Source organism: Streptomyces sp. NPDC036813 (assembly GCF_055609245.1).
The window spans coordinates 248,530-269,390 of the sequence record NZ_JBVJPV010000008.1; the positions used below are offsets into that span (position 1 = coordinate 248,530).

General features: G+C 74.4%; 16 protein-coding genes, 1 tRNA gene and 1 pseudogene. 5 read left to right on the forward strand and 13 right to left on the reverse strand.

Annotation, left to right across the window (positions count from 1 at the left end; genetic code table 11):
- Positions 1-32 precede the first annotated feature (32 nt).
- The 3 genes from ACZ67Q_RS19005 to ACZ67Q_RS19015 all read left to right on the forward strand — a co-directional run bounded on the left by ACZ67Q_RS19005 (position 33) and on the right by ACZ67Q_RS19015 (position 1,762).
- Positions 33-914, forward strand: a complete 882-nt coding sequence (locus tag ACZ67Q_RS19005; protein ID WP_471183456.1) for a glycine betaine ABC transporter substrate-binding protein — start codon at positions 33-35, stop codon at positions 912-914.
- Positions 915-995: 81 nt separating this feature from the next.
- Complete coding sequence (locus tag ACZ67Q_RS19010; protein ID WP_471183251.1) at positions 996-1,571, forward strand: ArsR/SmtB family transcription factor; 576 nt, start codon at positions 996-998, stop codon at positions 1,569-1,571.
- 11 nt (positions 1,572-1,582) lie between these two features.
- Complete coding sequence (locus tag ACZ67Q_RS19015; RefSeq protein ID WP_471183254.1) at positions 1,583-1,762, forward strand: hypothetical protein; 180 nt, start codon at positions 1,583-1,585, stop codon at positions 1,760-1,762.
- On the opposite strand, the gene ACZ67Q_RS19020 is transcribed toward ACZ67Q_RS19015, so the two are convergent.
- From ACZ67Q_RS19020 to ACZ67Q_RS19030, 3 genes are all read right to left on the reverse strand, one after another.
- A complete protein-coding gene (locus ACZ67Q_RS19020) occupies positions 1,759-2,550 on the reverse strand; it encodes a S16 family serine protease (protein WP_471183256.1) in 792 nt (263 codons plus the stop codon). The genes ACZ67Q_RS19015 and ACZ67Q_RS19020 overlap by 4 nt on opposite strands.
- 741 nt (positions 2,551-3,291) lie before the next feature.
- Positions 3,292-4,428 carry an o-succinylbenzoate synthase gene (menC, locus tag ACZ67Q_RS19025; protein ID WP_471183259.1) on the reverse strand — a complete coding sequence of 379 codons (1,137 nt, stop codon included), beginning with the start codon at positions 4,426-4,428 and terminating at the stop codon, positions 3,292-3,294.
- The gene (locus ACZ67Q_RS19030; protein WP_471183262.1) at positions 4,425-5,210 is read right to left on the reverse strand and encodes a chorismate synthase; all 786 of its coding nucleotides are present in this window, start codon (positions 5,208-5,210) and stop codon (positions 4,425-4,427) included. The genes menC and ACZ67Q_RS19030 overlap by 4 nt, the downstream gene beginning before the upstream one ends.
- A gap of 101 nt (positions 5,211-5,311) precedes the next feature.
- Here ACZ67Q_RS19030 and ACZ67Q_RS19035 point away from each other — a divergent pair, with 101 nt between their 5' ends.
- Positions 5,312-6,853: a PucR family transcriptional regulator gene (locus tag ACZ67Q_RS19035; protein WP_471183265.1), complete on the forward strand. Its 1,542-nt coding sequence runs from the start codon at positions 5,312-5,314 to the stop codon at positions 6,851-6,853.
- Here ACZ67Q_RS19035 and dapE read toward each other — a convergent pair.
- From dapE to ACZ67Q_RS19065, 6 genes and pseudogenes are all read right to left on the reverse strand, one after another.
- Positions 6,834-7,886, reverse strand: coding sequence for a succinyl-diaminopimelate desuccinylase (gene dapE / locus ACZ67Q_RS19040; protein WP_471183268.1), 1,053 nt, complete (start codon positions 7,884-7,886; stop codon positions 6,834-6,836). The genes ACZ67Q_RS19035 and dapE overlap by 20 nt on opposite strands.
- The gene (locus tag ACZ67Q_RS19045; RefSeq protein WP_471183271.1) at positions 7,883-9,334 is read right to left on the reverse strand and encodes an amino acid permease; all 1,452 of its coding nucleotides are present in this window, start codon (positions 9,332-9,334) and stop codon (positions 7,883-7,885) included. The genes dapE and ACZ67Q_RS19045 overlap by 4 nt, the downstream gene beginning before the upstream one ends.
- A gap of 133 nt (positions 9,335-9,467) precedes the next feature.
- Positions 9,468-10,109: an IclR family transcriptional regulator gene (locus ACZ67Q_RS19050; RefSeq protein WP_471183274.1), complete on the reverse strand. Its 642-nt coding sequence runs from the start codon at positions 10,107-10,109 to the stop codon at positions 9,468-9,470.
- Positions 10,110-10,518: 409 nt separating this feature from the next.
- Positions 10,519-12,321 carry a DEAD/DEAH box helicase gene (locus ACZ67Q_RS19055; RefSeq protein WP_471183277.1) on the reverse strand — a complete coding sequence of 601 codons (1,803 nt, stop codon included), beginning with the start codon at positions 12,319-12,321 and terminating at the stop codon, positions 10,519-10,521.
- Between the two features lie 118 nt (positions 12,322-12,439).
- Positions 12,440-12,809 (reverse strand): annotated as a pseudogene (locus tag ACZ67Q_RS19060) (type II toxin-antitoxin system death-on-curing family toxin); the annotation flags it as partial.
- Positions 12,810-13,190: 381 nt separating this feature from the next.
- Positions 13,191-14,678: an MFS transporter gene (locus ACZ67Q_RS19065; RefSeq protein WP_471183280.1), complete on the reverse strand. Its 1,488-nt coding sequence runs from the start codon at positions 14,676-14,678 to the stop codon at positions 13,191-13,193.
- Positions 14,679-14,852: 174 nt separating this feature from the next.
- Here ACZ67Q_RS19065 and ACZ67Q_RS19070 point away from each other — a divergent pair.
- Positions 14,853-14,924, forward strand: a tRNA-Cys gene (locus ACZ67Q_RS19070).
- A 198-nt stretch (positions 14,925-15,122) separates the two neighbouring features.
- On the opposite strand, the gene ACZ67Q_RS19075 is transcribed toward ACZ67Q_RS19070, so the two are convergent.
- From ACZ67Q_RS19075 to ACZ67Q_RS19090, 4 genes are all read right to left on the reverse strand, one after another.
- A complete protein-coding gene (locus ACZ67Q_RS19075; protein WP_471183284.1) occupies positions 15,123-15,638 on the reverse strand; it encodes an SUKH-4 family immunity protein in 516 nt (171 codons plus the stop codon).
- Between the two features lie 90 nt (positions 15,639-15,728).
- The gene (locus ACZ67Q_RS19080; protein ID WP_471183287.1) at positions 15,729-18,035 is read right to left on the reverse strand and encodes a xanthine dehydrogenase family protein molybdopterin-binding subunit; all 2,307 of its coding nucleotides are present in this window, start codon (positions 18,033-18,035) and stop codon (positions 15,729-15,731) included.
- On the reverse strand, positions 18,032-19,966 hold the full coding sequence (locus ACZ67Q_RS19085; RefSeq protein WP_471183290.1) for a (2Fe-2S)-binding protein: 1,935 nt from the start codon (positions 19,964-19,966) through the stop codon (positions 18,032-18,034). The genes ACZ67Q_RS19080 and ACZ67Q_RS19085 overlap by 4 nt, the downstream gene beginning before the upstream one ends.
- Entirely contained in the window at positions 19,963-20,856 is an 894-nt protein-coding gene (locus ACZ67Q_RS19090) for an FAD binding domain-containing protein (protein ID WP_471183292.1), read from the reverse strand. The genes ACZ67Q_RS19085 and ACZ67Q_RS19090 overlap by 4 nt, the downstream gene beginning before the upstream one ends.
- Positions 20,857-20,861 lie beyond the last annotated feature (5 nt).

Below are 20,861 nucleotides of genomic sequence, written 5' to 3' on the forward strand. Positions count from 1 at the left end.
CCGCCGGCTGCGGGCTGACCAGCGGCTCCCCCATGTCCGACGACGTGAAACCGGGGCTGATCGGGAAGGGGGAGCCGCTGAAGGGGGCGGATCTCACCGTCACGTCGAAGTCGTTCACGGAGAGCCTCATCCACGGCGCGATGATGGGCATCGCCTTCCAGGCGGCCGGCGCGCACGTGCTGGACCGCACCGGCATCCAGGGCTCCATCGGCGGCCGCGAGGCGGTGAAGAAGGGCGACGCTGACGCCATGTACGAGTACACGGGCACCGCGTGGATCACCTATCAGGGGCACAGCACGCCGATCCCCGACCCGCGTCGGCAGTGGCAGGCGGTGAAGGACGCCGACGTGAAGGAGGGGCTGACCTGGCTGCCGCCGTCGCGCCTGAACAACACCTACGCGCTGGCGATGAACCAGGACGCGTACAGGAAGTACGGCACGAAGACCCTGTCGGACGTGGCGGCGCTGGCGAAGAAGGACCCGGGCGCGGTGACGCTGTGCGTGGAGGGCGAGTTCGCCAACCGGGCGGACGGGCTGCCGGGCATGGAGAAGAAGTACGGCATGCACATCCCGGCGAAGAACGTCACGCAGATGGACACCGGGATCATCTACACCCAGACGGCGAAGGGCAGTTGCACCTACGGCGAGGTCTTCACCACGGACGGGCGGATCCGCTCGATGAACCTGGTGGTGATGGACGACGACAAGAAGTTCTTCCCCAACTACAACGCCGCCCCGGAGATCAACAGCGCCACCTTCAGGAAGTGGCCGGCGATCGGGCAGGTCCTGGCGCCGCTGACGGCCCGGCTGAACAACAAGGTGGCCCAGGAGCTGAACGCGAAGGTGGACGTGGACGGGGAGGACCCGCACCAGGTGGCACTGGACTGGATGAAGAAGGAGGGCCTGGTCACGTAGGAGGCGGGTCGGGAGCGTTGAGGGCCGGCTGGTTACAAAGAAGACGTTGCAAAGAAGTCTTTGCAACGCTATCTTTGGAACATGCCCGAGCCTGAACACCGCAACGTCCGTACGCTCGACGCCCGTTCACTGCGCGGGCTCGCCCATCCCCTGCGCATGCAGCTGCTCCGCGCGCTGCGCCTGCACGGACCGGCCACCGCCTCCCAGCTCGCCGAGCGACTGGGCGAGTCCAGCGGGGCCACCAGCTACCACCTGCGCCAGCTCGCCGCCCACGGGTTCGTGGAGGACGCCCCCGAGCACGGCAAGGGACGCGAGCGCTGGTGGCGGGCGGTCGACCAGGGCGTCAGCTTCGACGAGAACCTGCTCCACTCGTCCGACCCGGACACCCGGGGAGCGGCCGACACCTATCTGCACGAGATCGGCGGCACGCACGCCCGGGAAGTGTCCACCTGGGTGGCCACCCGGGAGCACTGGCTGCCGGCCTGGTCGCACGCCACCGACCTGAGCGACTTCACGCTCCGGCTGGACCCCGCCCGCGCCACCGAGCTCGTCGAGAAGATGCACGCGCTGATCGAGGACTACCGGGCCCACGACGAGTCCCCCGGCGCCGAGCACGTCCGCGTCCACACGCACGTCTTCCCGTTCACCACGGACTGAGAGAGGCTCCGATGCTCGATCCGCACACGCACCTCGTCCTGCACCGCCAGCGCACCGAGACCTCGCAGAGACGAACGCACCGCCACAGCACGCCCGAGCCGCCCGCGCACCCCCGGCGTGAGCTGCGCAGCCGTCTCGGCTGGACCCTCGTGGAGGTGGGGCTGCGTCTCGCGACGCCCGGTCCCGCCTAGCAGCTCGGGACCGTGCCCCGGCCCTTCTCGAGGGCGACCAGCGCGTCCACGGCGCTCTTCAGCGTGGTGACCGGGATGAGGCGCAGGCCCTTGGGCAGCTCGCCCTTGGCGTCGGAGCACTCCGCCTTCGGCACGAGGAAGACGGTCGCCCCGTCGCGGCGGGCGGCCTGGGTCTTCAGGCCCACTCCGCCCACCGGGCCGACCTTGCCGTCGGAGTCGATGGTGCCCGTGCCGGCGATGGTGCGGCCGCCCGTGAGGTCGCCGCCGCTGCCGTCGCCGTCGAGCTTGTCGACGACGCCGAGGGCGAAGAACAGCCCGGCGCTGGGCCCGCCGATGTCCGCCAGCTTCAGATCGACCTTGACCTTCTTGTCGCTGAGGTGGAGGTAGTCCAGCGCGGCCTTGGCCGCCGCGTCCTGGGACTGGTCCATCTGCGCGAGGTTGTGCCGCTCGATCTCCTTGACGTTCTGCCCGCTCGGGTACACCGCGTCACGCGGCATGATCGCCCGGTCGGTGGCGAACCAGGCGTCGACGACGTCGCCGAGCGAGACGCGCGCGTCGGGCCCGGTCGCCTCGATGGTCGTCATCCGCAGCTGGCCGCTCCTCCGGCGGGTGGGCGCCCCGGTGATCGTGATGACCGGCGTGCCCTTGTTGTCGCCCAGCACGTTCGCCGTCGTGCCCGGCTGCGCCACCGAGAACGGCAGCGGCGCGAACGCCGCCGTGGCGAGCAGGGCCACGACGGGCAGCGCGCAGACGGCCAGGGCCTGGAGGCGTGTGAGGCGAGAGAGCACGGAGCCAATCTAACGTGCGGCCGACCCCGCATCCGGCGCCGGTCACCGCAGGCCGCTGCCCTGCCCGGCGGTGAGCGGCGCACGCCGCTCACCGGCCCGGCGGGGGGGTGGCGCCAGCCGCTCACGCCGCCCTGCGGGGGGTGGCGCACGCCGCTCACCCGTCCGGCGGGGTGGCGCACGCCGCTCACCCGTCCGGCGGGGGGGCGCGAGCCGCTCACGCCGCCCGGTGGGTGGGTGGCGCACGCCGCTCACGCCGCTCACGCCGCCCGGCGGCTGGCGCGGCACGCTCGCCCCCTCCCCCCAACACAGGGCGGCGCGGGCCGCTCGCCCCCTCCCCCGGCACCGGCGGCCCAAGGCGGGACCGCCGTCCGGTCCCGCCCCGGTCGCGCCCCGGTCGCGGTCGCGGTCAGGCCGCCGCCCCGCCGCGGCGGTCGCATTTCAGGGCCGCGCCCACCTCCGCCGGTCACCGTCAGGCCCAGCTCCGCCGATCGCCGTCAGGCCCACGCCCGCCCCGGTCGCGGTCAGGCCCCACCCCACCCCAGCTCGGCCGTGGTCAGCCCCATCCCGCATCAGCCTGGTCGCGGTCAGGCCCCGCCCCTCTCCGCCCGGTCGCAGTCAGGCCCCGTCCCCGCACCAGCCTGGTCGCGGTCAGGCCCCGCCCTCTCCGCCCGGTCGCCGTCAGCCCCATCCCGCACCAGCCCGGTCGCCGTCAGGCCCCGCCCCTCTCCGCCCCGGTCGGCGTCAGGCCCCCACTCCGCTCCGCCCCGGGCGGCGGACGTACAGGTCCCGACGCTCACGCGTGCAGCGGCGGAGCGCCTCGGGCAGCGGCTCCACGCCGATGCCCGGGCCGGTCGGCACGGACAGATGGCCGTCCTTCAGCACGAACGGTTCCGTGATGTCCTCGGCGAAGTAGCGGCTGGAGGCGGAGGTGTCGCCGGGCAGGGTGCAGCCGGGAAGCGCGGCCAGTGCCAGGTTCGGGGCGCGGCCGATGCCGGTCTCCAGCATGCCGCCGCACCACACCGGCACCCCGTGCGCGTGCGCCACGTCGTGCACCCGGCGGGCCTCCAGATAGCCGCCGACCCGGGCGGGCTTGACGTTGACGACACGGCAGGCGTCCATCGCGATCGCGGACGCGGTGTCGCGGGCGTTGTGCAGGGACTCGTCGAGGCAGACGGGGGTGCGCAGCCGCTGCTGGAGCCGCGCGTGGGCGTGCAGGTTGTTCTCCTCCAGCGGCTCCTCGATCAGCAGCAGGGCGAAGTCGTCCAGGCGCCGCAGGTGCTCGGCGTCGGCGAGGGTGTACGCCGTGTTGGCGTCGACCTGGAGGGGCAGGCCGGCCCCGAACCGTTCGCGCACCGCCCGCACCGGCTCGACGTCCCAGCCCGGCTCGATCTTCAGCTTGATGCGGACGTACCCCTCGGCGAGATAGTGCTCGACATCGTCCAGCAGCTCACCGACGGACTCCCGGATGCCGACCGAGACACCCGCGGGTACCCGCTCGCGCACGGCGCCGAGATATGTCGCGAGCGGCATGCCGTACGACCGCAGTTCCGCGTCGAGCACCGCCGTCTCCAGCGCGGCCTTGGCCAGCTCGTGGCCCTTGATCTGCGCGCAGGCGGGGGCGAGGGCGGCGGCCGTCAGCCGCGGCAGGGCCGCCGCGCGCGGCAGCAGGAAGTCCCGCAGCACGATCTCGGCACCGGCAACGAACTCCGAGCAGTACAGCGGTTCGGGGTCGGCGGCGAACTCCGACCAGCCCTCGGCCGTGTCGGTGACCACGTGCAGCAGGAAGGTGTCCTTCGTCGTCATGGTGCCGAAGGAGGTGCGGAAGGGGGTGACGAGCGGGATCGCCACGTGCACGATCTCGGCGCGTTCCAGCCTCATGCGCCGGCCTCCTCGGACGCACGGGTCAGCGTGTACCAGCCGTCGCGGGACATCCCGGTCGCCCGGAAGCCGTCGGCGAAGGCCCGCGTGAACACCTCGCGCACCGCGTACCGCCACCGCAGGGCGAGCACCGGATCGGCGGCGCGCAGCGCGACGACGTCGTCGGGGACGCGGCACCACAGGTGCCGGTCGGTGAGCGAGCGGCGGGTGAGCGGGCCGCCGTCGGGCGCGGTGGCGGCGACCGGCCCCTGGGGGCCGAGGTCGAGGTCGAGGTCGTACGACCGTGAGGGGCCGGTCAGGTCCCAGGTCACCGTCAGCCGGTCGCTCTCGTCGCCGTCGTTCACGCCGTCGGCCATGCGGCCGTAGAAGTCGACCAGGTACTCCGTGCCGACCGCGCCCAGTTTGGCCAGGTTGAAGCGTGCGTTGCGGCCGACCAGTGGGTCGAAGGTCCAGCGCATGGTGCGGGCGCCCACGCCGACGGCCCACGCGCGCTGCGCCTGCTTCACCGCGTGCCCGAGGCCGCGGTCGGCGGCGGCGACCAGCGAGTACGTGTCGCCGTCCGCACCGCGCACCGCCACGGCCGCCCCGGCGAGCCGGCGTCCGGTGTGCGCCGCGTGCACGGCTCCGCCGGCGTGCACCAGGCTGTGCAGCACCTCGGCCGGGTAGGGCGGCGCGACGCGCGGGGTGCGCCACACGTCGCTGAAGAAGTCGGCCACGGCCGCGAGCGAGGCGACGTCGTGGACGGTGCGGATGGTGACTCCGGTCGTCACGGTGTCTGTCATGGCTCGAGTCTCGAAGTCCGGGCGGACCCATGTGTTGTGCGAGCGGACAACACGGACGTAGGTTCCTTGCGAGATCGGCCAACCGTGCGCGAAGGAGCCCGATGGACGCCCGCACTCTCGGCGCCCTGCTGGACGTGGTCGGCGGGCCCACCGTCCGCCTGCACACCGCGCCCGCGGGCCTCGCCGTCCCCGTCACCGACGTCCTGCTGTACGACGCCCAGGCCCCGCTGCCGCGTGCGCCGGGCGCGCTGCTGCTGGCGGTCGGGGTGCAGCCCGGGACGGCCGGACCGCTGGTGGAGGAGGCGGCGCGGGCGGGGCTGACCGGGGTCGTGGTGCGCGGCACGGGCGGCCCGGCCGAGGTGGCGGAGGCGCACGGGGTGGCGCTGCTGTCGGTCGACGAGGACGCGGCCTGGCACCAGGTGCACCTGCTGCTGGCCTCGGCGGCGGGCAGCGGGCCCGCCCCGGCCGCCGGCGGTCTCGCGGACCTGTTCGCGCTGGCCGACGCGATCGCGGCGGCGGTGGGCGGGGCGACGGCCGTGGAGGACCCGCGCCAGCGCATCCTGGCGTACTCGACCGTGCCGGGTCAGGCGGTCGACGAGGACCGCCGTCAGGGCATCCTCGGCCTTCAGGTGCCGGTCAGCGCGGAGAACACCGAGCAGTACCGGATCCTGTTCGCGGCCGGTGGCCCGGTGCGGCTGCCCGCGCTGCGGGCGGGGGACCTGCCCCGGCTGGCGGTCGCCGTGCGGGCGGGCGGCGAGACGCTCGGCTCGATCTGGGTGGTGGACGACGGCCGGCTCGCGCCCGACGCCGAACAGACCCTCGCGCAGGGCGCGTCCACGGCGGCGCTGCTCCTGCTGCGTGCCCGCGCCGCCCAGGAACTCGCCCGGCACCAGGGCGGCGACCTGCTGCGCCGCCTCCTCGACGGCAGCGCCGACGACACGGCCGCCGCGCGCCTCGGCGTGCGGGGCCCGGTGCGGGTCGCGGCGTTCGTGCTCGGCACCGCCGCCGGTCTGCCCGACGCGGAGCAGACCGCGCTACGGCTGCTGGACGTCGTACGCCTGCAGTGCGAGGCGCGGTACGGGCGGCACGCGTGCGTGCTGCTGGACGGCGTGGTGTACGCGCTGCTGCCGGGGCCCGGGGAGCGGCATGTGAAGCTGGCCGAGGACATCGTGGCGCGGGCCGGGCAGGCGCTGCGGGTGCCGGTGCGGGCCGCGCTGGGCGAGGTGGTGCCGGAGCCGGGCCGGGCGGCGGACTCGCGCGCCGACGCCGACCTGGTGCTGCGGCTGCTCGGACCGGAGCTGCCGGTGGCGTCCGTGGACGCGGTGCGCCCGCGCGTCGTCCTGCTGCGGCTGACCGAACTGCTCGGCGAGCGGCGTGAGTTGAGCGCGGGCGCGTGGCGGCGGGTGCTGGACCACGACGAGCGGCACGGCACGGAGTACGCCCGCACCCTGGTGTGCTTCTTCGACGCCGGGTGCGACATGGCGGGCGCGGCGAAGCTGCTCGGAGTGCACCCCAACACCTGCCGCTACCGGCTCCGGCAGCTCCAGCAGCAGGTCGGCGTCGACCTCGACGACCCGGACGAACGGCTCGTGCTGTGGCTGCAGTTGCGCACCCTGGCCGGGCTCACAGCAGCCACCGCCTGAGCCGCTCCTCGCAGAGGCGCAGATGCTCCACGGGCACGTACTCGCCGGGGGTGTGCGCGAGCGACGGGTCGCCGGGGCCGTAGTTCAGCGCGGGCACGCCGAGCGCGGCGAACCGGGCCACGTCCGTCCAGCCCAGCTTGGGCCTGGGTCGCGCGCCGAGCGCCGCGACGAGGTCGCCGACGCGGTCCAGGTGCGGCAGGGCGCCGGCGACGACCTCGGTGACCCGCACCTCGTACTCCGGGAAGAGCGCGCGGACGTAACCCTCGGCCTCTTGAGGTGAACGGGTGGGCGCGAAGCGGAGGTTGACGGTGACGACGCACTCGTCCGGTACGACGTTCCCCGCCACCCCGGCCCGTACGGCGACGGCGCTGAGCCCCTCCCGGTACTCCAGTCCGTCGACGACGACCCGCCCGGCCCTGTGCTCGTCCAGGCGGCGCAGGACGGTGGCGGCCTTGTGGGCGGCGTTGACGCCCTGCCAGGCGCGGGCGGTGTGGGCGCGGGCACCCTTCACGACGATGTCGGCGGTGAGGATGCCCTGGCAGCCGGCCTCGACGCCGGCGTCGGAGGGCTCCATGAGGATCGCGAGGTCCGCGTCGAGGAGTGCGGGGTGGTCGGCGGCGATGCGGTGCAGGCCGTTGCGGTCGCCCTCGACCTCCTCGCACTCGTAGAAGACGTACGTGATGTCCCGGGAGGGCGCCGGCACGCCGGCCGCGAGGCGCAGGGCCACCGCCACGCCGCCCTTCATGTCGCAGGCGCCCAGGCCGTGGATCCGGCCGTCGGCGAGCCGGGAGGGCAGGTTCCCGGCCTCCGGGACGGTGTCCAGGTGGCCCGCGACCAGGACCCGTTGGGGCCGGCCGAGGCGGGTGCGGGCGACGACGGAGTTGCCGGTCCGCCGCACGGTCAGGTGGGGCAGTTCCCGCAGGGCGGCTTCGACGGCGTCGGCGATCAAAGCCTCCTGCCCGCTGACGGAGGGGAGGTCGACGAGGGCGCGGGTGAGGTCCACGACGTCGGCGGACAGGTCGAGGGCGGTCACACGTTCTCCCGGGCGGAGTTCAGCTTGGAGTGGCGGATGCCGTAGAGGCCGTAGACGACGAGCCCGACCGCCATCCACGCGCCGAACGCGATCCAGGTGTCGGTGCCGAGGCTGAAGAGCATGTAGCCGCAGAACAGGACGCCGAGGAGCGGGGTGACGGGGGAGAACGGGACGCGGAAGGAGCGCGGCGCGTCCGGGTTGCGGCGGCGCAGCAGGACGACGGCCAGGTTGACCAGCATGAAGGCGAAGAGCGTACCGATGCTGGTGGCATCGGCCAGGCTGCCGAGCGGCACGAGAGCGGCGAGCACCGCGATGAACGTGGAGACGATCACGGTGTTGGCGCGGGGCACACCGGTGCGCGGGTGCACGCGGGCGAACAGCGGCGGCACCAGCCCGTCCCGGGCCATCGCGAAGAGGATGCGGATCTGCCCGTACTGCACGGTGAGCACCACACTGGTGGTGGCGACGACGGCGCCGACCGACAGCAGGACCGGCCACAGGTCGCCGCCGCCGACCGCCTGCACGAGGACCTCGCTGAGCGTGGCCTCCGTGCCCGCGAACTTCGTCCAGGGCATCGCGCCTAGCGCGGCGACCGCGACGAGGACGTACAGGGCGGTGACCAGGACGAGGGAGAGGATGATGGCCCGCGGCAGGTCCCGCTGCGGGTTCTTCGCCTCCTCACCGGCGGTGGAGGCGGCGTCGAAGCCGATGTAGGAGAAGAACAGCGAGGCCGCTCCGGCGCTCATGCCGGCCGCGCCCAGCGGGAACAGCGGCTGGAAGTTCCCGGCGCGGAAGGCGGTGAAGGCGACCGCGCAGAACAGCACCAGCGCGGCGATCTTCACCGCGACCATGACCGTGTTGGCGACGGCGCTCTCGCGGGCGCCGCGCAGCAGGACGACCATGGCGAGGACGACGATCAGGGCGGCGGGGACGTTGAGGGTGCCTCCCGCGCCCGGCGGGGCGCTGAGCGAGGCCGGCAGGGTCACGCCGAGCGTGAGCCGGAGCAGTTCGTTGACGTACTGCCCCCAGCCGACGGCGACGGCCGCGACGGACACGCCGTACTCCAGGATCAGACACCAGCCGCACACCCAGGCGACCAGCTCGCCGAGGGTGGCGTAGGCGTAGCTGTACGACGACCCGGAGCCGGGGATCATCCCGGCCAGCTCGGCGTAGGACAGTGCCGAGAACAGGGCGGTGACGCCGGCCAGCACGAACGACACGACGATCGCCGGCCCGGCTTCCGGTACGGCCTGCCCGAGCACGACGAAGATCCCGGTGCCCAGGGTGGCGCCCACGCTGAGCAACGTCAGCTGGGCGACCCCCATGGTCCTGTGCAGCGGGCTGCGCCCGGCGTCCCCGACGAGCGAGCCGACGGCCTGCCGCCGGGTCAACCGGCCGACGGGCCCTGTCTGCTGTTCTGCTGGCGCCTGCGTGCCGACTGTGTCCACGCTGCCACTCCCTCCACCGCACGGGCTTGTCTGGCCCTTGATGATGCGGAGGAGGAAACGTCACAGGGTGATGGGAACGGCCTAAGGGGCGGGCCGGTGTTTGTCGGTTGGGCCAAAGCGCTTGGCCGAGCGCTCAGCGCAGCGCCTCCGCCACCTCGCGGGCGGCGTCGACGACGCGGGGTCCGACCCGTTCCGGTACGGCGTCGGCGAGCATCACCACGCCGACGCTGCCCTCGACCCCCGTGAGCCCCAGCAGTGGTGCCGCGGCCCCGCTGGCGCCGGCTTCCAGCTCGCCGTGCGTCAGCGTGTAGCCGGGGTCGCCCAGCGGATCGGCCCGGGCCGCGAGGATCGCCTTTCCGGCGGCGCCCCGGTCCAGCGGGTGCCGGAACCCGGCCCGGTAGGCCACGTGATAGTCCGTCCACGACGGCTCGACGACCGCGACGGCCAGCGCCTCGGTCCCGTCCACGAGGGTGAGGTGCGCGGTCGCGCCTATGTCCTCCGCCAGCGATCGCAGCGCCGGCAGCGCCGCCTCACGTACCAGCGGATGCACCTGACGGCCCAGCCGCAGCACACCCAGCCCGACCCGGGCCCTGCCGCCCAGATCACGCCGAACGAGAGCGTGCTGCTCCAGCGTGGCGAGCAGCCGGTACACCACGGTCCGGTTCACACCCAGTTTGTGGGAAAGCTCGGTGACGGTCAGCCCATGGTCCGTGTCGGCCAGCAGCTTGAGGACCCGCAGTCCTCGGTCGAGCGTCTGAGAGGTCTCCGCGGTCACGACGCCCACTCCTCCAAGTGGTGAGGTCGGCGGGCCTCCACAGGGACGGATTGCGCCACCGAGTCCCGTCGGTGACGCGCAACGAAGGCCGCCGATCGGTGACGGTCCGGGTCGTTTCCGGACCCAGTCGCTTCACGGCTGCGCTCCGCGGCGGCGCTGCCACGGGGCGTGTGCGTAGCGGGACAGTAGCGAAGCAGGTTCGCTCAGCGGAAGGCTCCGTCCAGAATCCGGGCAATGGCCGAGACGAACCATCTGTGTTTGTCCGGATACGTACAGCGCACGATCGCGCTCGCACACCCCTCGGGGGCATCGCGCGGACGCCACTCGAGGCGCGTGGACGCCACTTGAGGCGCGTGGTCCCCGCGTCACGGCCGGGCCGCCGCCCGCCCTTTCCTCGCGCGCCCCCGCGTCACTTCATGCGGGTCGCCCACTCCTGGACCTTGGCGATCCGCTGCCGCAGCTGTCCGGCCGTCGCCTCCGCGCTCGGCGGGCCGCCGCACACCCGGCGCAGCTCGGTGTGGATGACGCCGTGCGGCTTGCCGCTCTGGTGGACGTAGGCGCCGACCATGGTGTTGAGCTGGCGGCGCAGCTCCATCAGCTCCTTGTGCGTGACCACCGGCCGCCGCTCGGCGGGCATCTCCAGCAGGTCGGCCTCCTCGGCCGGCTTCTTCTTGCTGTGCGCGATCTGCTTGGCCTGCCGCTTCTGCAGCAGCAGCTGCACCTGGTCGGGCTCCAGCAGCCCGGGGATGCCGAGGTAGTCCTGCTCCTCCTCGCTGCCGGGGTGGGCCTGCATGCCGAACTCGGCGCCGTTGTACATCACCCGGTCGAAGACGGCGTCGGACTCCAGCGCCTCGAAGGGCAGCATGTCCTGGTCGCCGGTGTCCTCGTCCTGCTGCCGCTCCGCCTCCTGGAGGAGCTTGTCCTCCTCGGCGTAGGGGTCCTCCTCGCCGTCCTTCTTCGGCTTGTCCAGGACGTGGTCGCGCTCGCGCTCCATCTCGTTGGCGAAGGAGAGCAGGTCGGGCACTGTCGGCAGGAAGACGGACGCGGTCTCGCCGCGCCGCCGGGACCGCACGAAACGGCCGACGGCCTGCGCGAAGAACAGCGGCGTGGAGATCGTCGTGGCGTACACGCCGACCGCGAGGCGCGGCACGTCGACACCCTCGGACACCATGCGGACGGCGACCATCCACCGGTCGTCGCCGGCACTGAAGTCGTCGATCCGCTTCGACGCGCCGGTGTCGTCGGACAGCACCAGGGTCGCCTTGTGGCCGGTGATCTCCCGGATCAGCTTGGCGTAGGCGCGGGCGGAGTCCTGGTCGGAGGCGATGACGAGGGCGCCGGCGTCCGGGATGGCCTTGCGGACCTCGGTGAGGCGCTGGTCGGCGGCGCGCAGCACGGACGGCATCCACTCGCCGCGCGGGTCCAGCGCGGTGCGCCAGGCCTGGCTGATGGCGTCCTTGGTCATCGGCTCGCCGAGGCGGGCCTCGATCTCGTCACCGGCCTTGGTGCGCCAGCGCATGTTGCCGCTGTAGGAGAGGAAGATGACCGGCCGGACGACGCCGTCGGACAGGGCGGAGCCATAGCCGTAGGTGTAGTCGGCGGCCGAGCGGCGGATGCCGTCCGCGCCCTCCTCGTACGTCACGAAGGGGATGGGGTTGGTGTCGGAGCGGAACGGCGTACCGGTCAGCGCCAGGCGCCGCGTCGCCGGCTCGAACGCCTCCAGACAGGCCTCACCCCAGGACTTGGAGTCACCGGCGTGGTGGATCTCGTCGAGGATGACGAGGGTCTTGCGCTGCTCGGAGCGGTTGCGGTGCAGCATGGGCCGCACGCCGACGCCCGCGTAGGTCACGGCGACGCCGTCGTACTCGCGGCCCAGGGGCCCCGCGCTGTACTCGGGGTCGAGCTTGATCCCTATCCGGGCGGCGGCCTCGGCCCACTGCTTCTTCAGGTGCTCGGTCGGCGCGACCACGGTCACCTGCTGCACGACGTGGTGGTGCAGCAGCCAGGACGCCAGCGTCAGGGCGAAGGTCGTCTTTCCTGCGCCGGGGGTCGCGACCGCCAGGAAGTCACGTGGCTGCTCATGGAGGTACTTCTCCATCGCCCCCTGCTGCCAGGCGCGCAGCTTGCTGGCGGTGCCCCAGGGGGCACGACCGGGGAACGCGGGCGACAGATGGTGCGAGTGTGACGAGGGGGAGCTGGCGGTGGTAGTCACGGTCTCCGGGATCAAGGTCGTGGCGGCTCGGCTACGTATGACAACCGGGCCACCCTACCGGCGCCGCCCCCCGCACCACGCGCGGACAAGCCCGGCTCGCCCGCGGGTGGGACTCACGTCACAGCGCCCTCGGCCGCCCCGCGATCACCCGCACATCGCTCTCCTTCCCGGAGGCCACGTCGATGACCAGGTCGTACGCCGCGTCCTGGTCGCAGCCGGCGAGATCGACGCCGCCCACGGCGGGGAAGCCTGCCGCTGCCGGCCAGGCGGTGCGCTTGTTGCCGTCGACGAGGGGGTGGTTCGTGGCGAGGGCGTGCAGCAGCGCGGCCGCCTGCTCCCACAGGTCGTCGTAGGCGGCCGTGCCGAGCATCCGGCACACGGCCGGTGCACCGCGGAGGCCGGCAGTCCGGCCTCCCACGCCTCGGGGGCCGGCCACCGAAGGCGGTCGCGGCGAGCGCGGTGACCTCGGCGAGGGTGGGGTGCCGGGTGGGGGTGGGGTGTGGTGGGTGCGGGTGGGCGGGGTGCGGGGTTGCCGGCGGGCCGGGTGCCGGTGTGCCACGGCGCACGCCGAGTTGCTGCGCAGGCTGTGCGAATGACCGCGGACCGCGCGCCCGGCGCACGGACCGGCACCTCCCCGACAACCGGCACCTCCCCGGCACCCCGCGCCGGCCGCGGCGGCCCGCACCCGGGCGGCCTCGGCTTCGACCTACCGGCGTACGGCCTCGCGCGTGATCTCCTCGGGCCGCGGCCCGGGCGCATCCGCGAGATCGTCGAGGGCCCTGCCCCAGGCCGGGCCGGAGGGGAACGGTCAGCTCCTGCGTGCGGGGAGAGTACGGCCCCCGCCGCCGGCCCTGCGACGTGTGGACCGCTCACCGCTCTCGCAGCCGGGTCGTCACCCACGTGCCCACCAGGGCCACGGCTGCCATCGGCAGGAAGACGGCGGCGAAGGCGGCCGGATGCGCACCCGCGCCCTGGGTGTCCGTGTGGCTCACCGTGCCGCCGCCCAGGTAGGCGAAGGCCGCTCCGCCGGCGGCGAGGAGCAGGGCGTTGGACAGGCCGTCGGAGATCTGCAGCGCCGCGGAGTTGGCGCCGGCCTCCTCGGGGGCGGAGAGCTGGAGCAGCAGGACGCTGGTGGAGGAGATCACCAGGCCCATCCCGAAGCAGCCGAAGCCCCAGGCGACGGCGACCGTCCACACCGGCACCCCGTCGATCAGCACGCCCGGCGCGGCGGCGATCGCCGAGGCGACCAGCACCATGCCGACGGTCATCAGCCGCTCCCGGTAGGGCTCCACCCGCGGCCGGGCCTGCACCCACGAGCCCAGCGCCCAGGTAGCGCCGCCCGCCGCGAGCGACAGCCCGGCGAGCGTTGGCGCGAGACCGCGCTGGGTGACCAGCATCAGCGGCACGAAGGACTCCGCGGCGATGAAGGACCCGGCCGCCAGCCCGCGCAGCAGCACGACCGACGGCAGCCCGCGCGCCGCCCGGTACGTGCCGCGCGGCAGCAGCCCCAGCACCGCCGGCACGAGCAGCGCGGCCCCCGCGACGCCGGGCAGCAGCGACAGCGGGCGCAGATCCTGCGCGGCGTACTGGAGCAGCCCGGCGCCCACGGAGATGCCGAGCGCGAGCCGCAGGCGTCGGCGGTCGACGGAGCCCCCACTCCCGGCGCCCGCACGTCCCGGGGCGTCGCCGCGGCCGTCCACCGGCCCGGACGCCCGCCGCCGTATCTGCGGCAGCGCGAGGGCCAGCGGGACGACGACGAGCACCGGGATGCCGGTGAACACCCAGCGCCAGCCGAGGTGTTCGGTCACCGCACCGGCGGCCAGCGGGCCGACGACGGACGGCACGACCCAGCCCGCCGCGAACGCCGCCATGAGCGCCGGCCGCAGCGGCTCCGGATACGCCCGGCCCACGACCACGTACAGCGCGACGATCACCAGCCCGCCGCCGAGGCCCTGCACGGCCCGCCCGGCGATGAACAGCCACATCACGCCCGCCGTCCCCGACAGCAGCAGCCCGGCGCCGAACGCGGCGATCCCGCAGGTGAGCGCACCGAGCGGGCCGCGCCGGTCGGACCACTGCCCGGCGAGCACCATGCCGAACAGGCTCGTCGTGAAGTACCCGGAGAACGCGAACGCGTACAGCGACAGCCCGTCCAGCTCGCGCGCCGCGACCGGCATCGCCGTGCCCACGGCGGTCGCCTCGAAGGCGATCAGCACGATGACGGAGACGATCCCGATGCTCAGGGCCCGGTAGGGCCGGCTCAGCACGGTCTCGCGGACGGCGGGCGTCCCCGCGCCCACCTTGTCGGCGGCCTGGTCGTGGGCGACGGCGTCGTCGCGCGGTTCGAGAGCGCTCACGGCCGCCAGGGTAAGGCCCGTACCGGAGTTGCGCCCCTGTCGCGGCCTCCCTTCATGAACGGCGTGTGGCAGTCGCGTTGCACGACCCGGGTTTCCCTTGAGCCCCGCTCCCGCCCCGCCGTACGGTCAACGCACCGAGTTCGGAACGGAGTCCGGAGGGCTCCACCCCGACCCGGCCGTGTGCCCGAGTGGTTCAGGGACTCGCCTGCAAAGCGGGTTACGCGGGTTCGATTCCCGCCACGGCCTCCCGCGCCTGACCAGGCGAACGCAAGGGCGGCGACCTTCCCAGGGCGCCGCCCTTTCGCGTGCTGTCGCGGGGCCCTCCTGCGTACCGTCGCGGGGGCCCTCCTGCGTACCGTCGCGGGGGCCCTCCTGCGTACCGTCGCAGGGGCCCTTCTGTGTGCCGTGGCGCCGAGCCCTGCGTGCCGTCGCGCGGGGCGGGTGCTAGATGCCCAGGGCCACCGGTGCGCCGGCGGGGTCGAGGGAGCCCGTCTCGCGGCGGTGGGCCAGCCACAGCAGGAAGGCCAGGCTGGAGACGTCGGCGTTCAGGGGCTGAGCGGTGGTGCCGGGGCCGGGCCAGGACAGGACCGTGCCCGTCACGCCGTCGACGGTCAGGCTGGTGCCGTCCACGGCTTCACCGAGGCGTATCAGGCGGGCCGCTCCCGGCGGCAGAGCCTCGTGCGGGGCCGTGGAGAGCAGCAGTTCGTGCACGGCGTACTCCTCCAGCGTGGCCAGCGGGACGTCCATGTCCAGCCGGAACCACGGCGTCTCCTCCGGCAGGCCGGCCTCGCGCAGGAAGCGGCGCGTCGGCTCGTGCGTGAGGGCGCGCGGGAAGTCGATCTCCTCGAAGCGGACGATCCGCCCGGCGCCGAACTCCTCGTCCAGCAGCCGCGGCGGCAGATCCAGGGCCAGCCCGGACGCGGTGTCCGGCCCCCTGGCGGTGATGGTGTGCGTACTCATGTTTCCCCCGTGTGCTTCCCCGTGCGGGCGAACTCCCTGTCCCTGGCCCGCACTCGGAACACTACGCCCCACCACTGACAACGGCCCCCGTCAGTGGTTCACCACCGCCGCCTGCGGGCGGATCGGCAGCCGGTTCACCGGGCGGCCCGTCGCGGCGCGCACAGCCGACGCGATCGCCGCAGGCGAAGCCACCACCGGCACCGCGCTCACCGCCTTCGCGCCGAACGGCGCCACCACGTCCCGCTCCTCGACCAGCTTGACGATTCGGATGTCCGGCGCGTCCAGGGCCGTCGGCAGCGCGTACCCGGTGAGGTCGGGGTGGCGGATCAGACCGCGCGGCGTGCGCAGGTTCTCCGTCAGCGCGATGCCCACGCCCTGCGTGACACCCGCCTCGATCCGCGCCGCGAGCTGCGCGGGGTTGAGGACCCGGCCCACGTCCTGGGCGACGGCCAGCTCCACCACCCGTACCGAACCCAGCTCGATGTCGACGTCCACCACCGCGCGGATCGCGCAGAACGCGAGCCCGACGAAGGCGTCGCCCTGGCCGGACTCGTCCAGCGGCTCGGTGGGGTGCGGGCGGCACTGGGCCGTGGCCCACAGCTCCTTGCCGTCCATCGCCTCGGTCACGGTCGTCGACAGCACGCCGTCGTACGACGTGATCTTGCCGTCGGTGATCTGGAGCAGCTCCGTCGACATGCCGAACTTGTGGGCCAGCGGCTGCAGCAGCTGCGTACGGACCATCTTGGCGGCGCGCTCGACCGCGCCGCCCGACACCCACGTGTGGCGGCCGCGGCACCCCGGGCCCGCCGGAGGCTGGTCGGTGTCGACGGGCGCCACGTGCACCTCGTCGATACCGAGGGTCTCCTGCACGATCTGCCGCGCCAGCGTGGCGAAGCCCTGCCCGGTCTCCACCGCCGCGCACAGCACGGTGGCGACGCCGTCGTGCACCTTCACGGTCGCCGTGGACACCTCGTCGGCGCCCTCCGCGCCGAGCATGTGGACCACGCCCAGGCCGTAGCCCACGCCGCGCCGCACCGCGCCCGGTTCGCCCGCGCCCTCAGGGCCGCCGGGCAGCAGCCAGTCCTCCTCGGGGGTGTCCTTCGGAAGGGGCGGCAGCGGGAAGTCGCGTACGGCCTGGAGGAGTTCGGCGACGGGCGCCGGGCAGGTCACCGTCTGACCCGTCGGCAGCACGTCGCCCGTGGCCATGACGTTGCGCAGACGCAGCTCCGCCGGGTCGACGCCCAGCTTCTTCGCCAGCTTGTCCATCTGCGCCTCGTAGGCGGCGCAGACCTGCATGGCGCCCTCGCCGCGCACATGGCCCGACGGCGGGTTGTTGGTGCGCACCGCCCAGCCCTCGATGAACGCGTTCGGCACGACGTAGGGGCCGCATGCGAAGGCGACCGCCGCGGCGAGCGCCTCCGAGGACGTGTCGGCGTACGCGCCCGCGTCCAGCAGGATCTGCGCCTCGACCTTCACCAGCTTGCCCTCGGCGTCCGCGTGGTGGCGGTAGCGCAGCAGGGTGGGGTGCCGGTGGGCGTGGCCCAGGAAGGACTCCTCGCGGGTCGCGGTCAGCTTCACCGGGCAGCCGGTCTTCAGCGCGAGCAGCCCGAGCGGGAGCTGGAAGCCCTGGTCCTCGCGGTCGGCGGTCGCTCCGGGGACGCCGGTGACGACGATCTTCACCCGCTCCGGCTCCAGTCCGAAGCAGGCGGCGAGGGCGTCGCGGTCGGTGTGCGGGTCGGTGGAGGCCGTGTACAGCTCCACGCCGCCGTCGGGGCGGGGCACGGCGAGACCGGCCTCGGCGCCGATCGGGGCGGGGTCCTGGCGGCCGATGCGGTACAGGCCCTCGACGACGACCTCGCCGACCGCGCCCGGGTCGCCGTGGTGCAGCGGGATGTGCCGGATCAGGTTGCCGTCCGGGTGCAGCGGCTCGGCCTCGAAGGCGTGCTCCGGGTCGGTGACGGGGTCGAGCACCTCGTACTCGACGATCACGGCAGCGGCGGCCATCCGCGCGGTGTCCGGGTGGTCGGCGGCGACGGCCGCGATGGGCTCGCCGTGGTGGCGTACGACGTCCGAGGCGAACACCGGGCGGTCGGCCGCGCCCCGGCCGTACACCGGGCTGCCCGGGACGTCCTCGTGCGTGACGACGGCCCGCACGCCGGGCATCTCGCGCGCGTGGGTGGTGTCGATGGACACGATGCGCGCGTGCGGGTGCGGGGAGCGCAGCACGGCCGCCCACAGCAGGCCCTCGGCCCACAGGTCGGCAGCGTAGGGGAAGGTCCCCTCGGTCTTGGCGCGGGCGTCGGCGGGCGGCAAGGAGGCGCCCAGGCCGTGCGGGATCTGCTCGGGGGCGGGTGCTGCCTCCGCGGTGGTGGTCGCGGCGGCGGCTTCGTTGCTCACGCCTGGCCTCCGTCCTCTCCCTGTCCGTACGGCTGCTGGTCATGCCCGTGCGGGGCGGCGGGGTCCTCGAAGGCGGCCGGGCGCTCGAAGCCGCCGGCCTCGAACGCGCTCGGGTGCACACCGCCCGCGCCGGGGCCCGCCTGGTGCGGGATACGGGCCTCGTCGCCGTCCGTCTCAGCGTCGCCGGTGCGCAGTGCCTCCCGCTCGGCGACGACCTCCTGGACGGCCCTCAGGACACCCCGGTAGCCGGAGCAGCGGCACAGGTTGCCGCACAGCGCCTGGCGGGCCTCCATGTCGGTCGGCGCCGGGTTGCCTTCCAGCAGGTCGTGCAGGGTCATCGCCATGCCGGGCACGCAGAAGCCGCACTGGACGGCGCCGCACCGGGCGAGAGCCCGCTGCACGTCCGAGGGCTGCCCTTCCTCGGCGAGGCCCTCCACGGTGCGCACCTCGCTGCCGGCGGCGGTGACGGCGGGCACCAGGCAGGAGGCGACGAGCCTGCCGTCCACCTGCACGTTGCACGCCCCGCACTCGCCCTGCGAGCAGCCGTCCTTGGCCCCGGCCAGCCCGAGCCGCTCGCGCAGCACGTACAGCAGCGACTCGCCGATCCAGGCGTCGCCGACGGGGCGGTCGGCGCCGTTGACCCGCAGCACGTAGGAGGCGAGGGGGTGTTCGTCGTGCGGGGGCGGTGGGGCGTCGTGCGGCTGCCGGTCGCCCTGAGCGAACTCGCCGAGGCCCGTCGCCTCGTGCGCGGGCGGCTCGGACGGCTCGGCGGCGGGCGGCTCCTCGGCACCCTCCCGCGACGCGGCCGCCTCCGGCGACTGCGGCTCGGGTGCCTCCTCGGTCTGCGGCTCCGGCGCGGATACGGCGGTGAGGGCGGCGTCGGCGTCCACGGCGCCGGTGTCCCCGGCGCCGGTGTCCCCGGCGCCGGTGCCCACGGCGTCGGGCTCTTCCTGCGGGCCGAGGGCGCCCTGCGCGTCGTCCACGTCCTGCGCGTCCACGTCCTGCGCGTCCGCTGCGCCTTGGGTGTCGCGCGCAGACGGCGTGGACGGATCGGTCCGGGGCTCGTCGGCGGCGGACTCGGTGCCGGGCGCCTCGGGGGCGGCTTGCGGAGCCGGGGCGGCGTGAGCGGCGGCCGGGAGGGGCCCGGTCAGCGGCGCGTCCGCGGGGCCGACGGCGTAGTCGTCGCCGTGCCCGGCGAAGTGGCCGTGCGGCGGGGCGAAGTGCGTACCGGTGTGCCCGGGAACCGCGTGCTCACCGGCGTGCGCCGGATCCGCGTGCTGCTCCCCCTGCGCACCGTGCTCCGGAGGCTGCGGCGAGTCCCACGGGTGACCCTGCGCCCCGGTCGCCCAGGGGGCGGCCGCTCCTCCGGGCAGCGTGGCCGGCGGGGTGCCGCCCCACTGCTCGACGAGCGAGGACGTGGTGTACTCGCCGGACTCGTCCGGCAGATCACCCCCGGCGACCGGGATCGACCACTGACCGGTGACGTCGTGACCGGGCGCGGACGCGGACGCGGGTGCGGCCTCCGGCTCGGCGGAGGCGCCGCCGGTGCCGTACGCGTCCGTGTCCGTGTGCTCCGTGAAGTTCCACTGGCCGGTCGCCCCGGGCTGGTAGCCGAACCGGTCGTCCGTGCCCGCCTGCGACGTGTCGCCGGCCGCGGGCGCGCCCCAGTGCACGCCGTCCACCGGCATGCTCCACGTGCCCGTGGCGGCCGGGTCGGTGCCCGCGGTGGTGGCGGGGGCGACCGTTATCTGCGGCGGCACATAGCCGTGCCCGGGCGCGGCGAGCGGGCTGTCGCCGGACAGCAGCGCGTCGATGCCGCCCTCGGGGAGCTTGACGAAGGCGGTCGCGCCGTCGTCGTAGTCGCCCTGAGGCAGCGGGTCCCAGCGGCTGCCGCCCTGCGGGGTGCCCTCAGCGTGCTGGTCGTCGGTCACGACAACGCCCTCCCCAGTGCTCGTCGGGCCAGCGCGGCGACGGTGCGCCGCAGGTGCAGTACGGCGGGTGGCAGCGGCGGCACGGAGCCGTCCTCGGCCGGGGCCGGGTCGGGGATGCAGGCCGCGGCGACGTACTCGCCGAAGGCGTGCAGGGCCTCGGGGACGATCGCGCGGTTGTTGTCCCAGTCGATGAGCTGGGCGACCCAGTGCTCGGCCTCCAGTGGCCGCAGCGGCATCGGTGCGATGGCGCCGACCGCGCAGCGCACGCCCCGGCGCGCGGGGTCGAGGACCAGCGCGACGGAGGCGAGGGCCCGCCCGGGTCCGGTGCGGCCGGTGGCTTTGAGGAAGACCTGCGGGGCGTGCAGCAGCGGCACGCGCACGTAGCCGATGAGTTCGCCGCCGCGCAGCATGTCCACTCCGGCCAGCAGGTGCGAGACCGGGACCTCCCGGCGGGCGCCGCCCGGTCCGGCGATGATCAGGGTCGCCTCCAGCGCGGCCAGCACCGGCAGCGCGTCGCCGGTCGGGGCGGCGGAGGCGATGTTGCCGCCGAGCGTGCCGGCGTTGCGGATGTGCGGCGGGCCGGCGGCGCGGGCGGCGGCGGCGAGCGCCGGGATGAGGGCGGCGAAGTCGGGGCGGCCCATGCGCGCGTGCGTGAGTCCGGCGCCGAGCAGGGCGTGTCCGTCCAGGTACTGCCAGCCGCGGATCTCGCTGATCCGGCCGAGGCCGACCAGCCCGGCGGGCCTGAGCTGCCCGGAGTTGACGGCGGTCATCAGATCGGTGCCGCCCGCGACCGGCACGGCGGCGGGCATGGCGGTCAGGGCCTCCACGGCCTCGTCCAGCGTCGTGGGCAGCGTGACGGGCTGCGCCGCCTGCGGTGCGTGCGTGGTCAAAACCG

What these genes read in the sequence shown, in the direction of transcription:
- ACZ67Q_RS19005 (WP_471183456.1), top strand. Translation starts at nt 33, where the DNA reads ATGTCCGACGACGTGAAACCGGGGCTGATCGGGAAGGGGGAGCCGCTG.
- ACZ67Q_RS19010 (WP_471183251.1), top strand. Translation starts at nt 996, where the DNA reads ATGCCCGAGCCTGAACACCGCAACGTCCGTACGCTCGACGCCCGTTCA.
- ACZ67Q_RS19015 (WP_471183254.1), top strand. Translation starts at nt 1,583, where the DNA reads ATGCTCGATCCGCACACGCACCTCGTCCTGCACCGCCAGCGCACCGAG.
- menC (WP_471183259.1), bottom strand. Translation starts at nt 4,428, where the DNA reads ATGAGGCTGGAACGCGCCGAGATCGTGCACGTGGCGATCCCGCTCGTC.
- ACZ67Q_RS19030 (WP_471183262.1), bottom strand. Translation starts at nt 5,210, where the DNA reads ATGACAGACACCGTGACGACCGGAGTCACCATCCGCACCGTCCACGAC.
- ACZ67Q_RS19035 (WP_471183265.1), top strand. Translation starts at nt 5,312, where the DNA reads ATGGACGCCCGCACTCTCGGCGCCCTGCTGGACGTGGTCGGCGGGCCC.
- ACZ67Q_RS19075 (WP_471183284.1), bottom strand. Translation starts at nt 15,638, where the DNA reads ATGAGTACGCACACCATCACCGCCAGGGGGCCGGACACCGCGTCCGGG.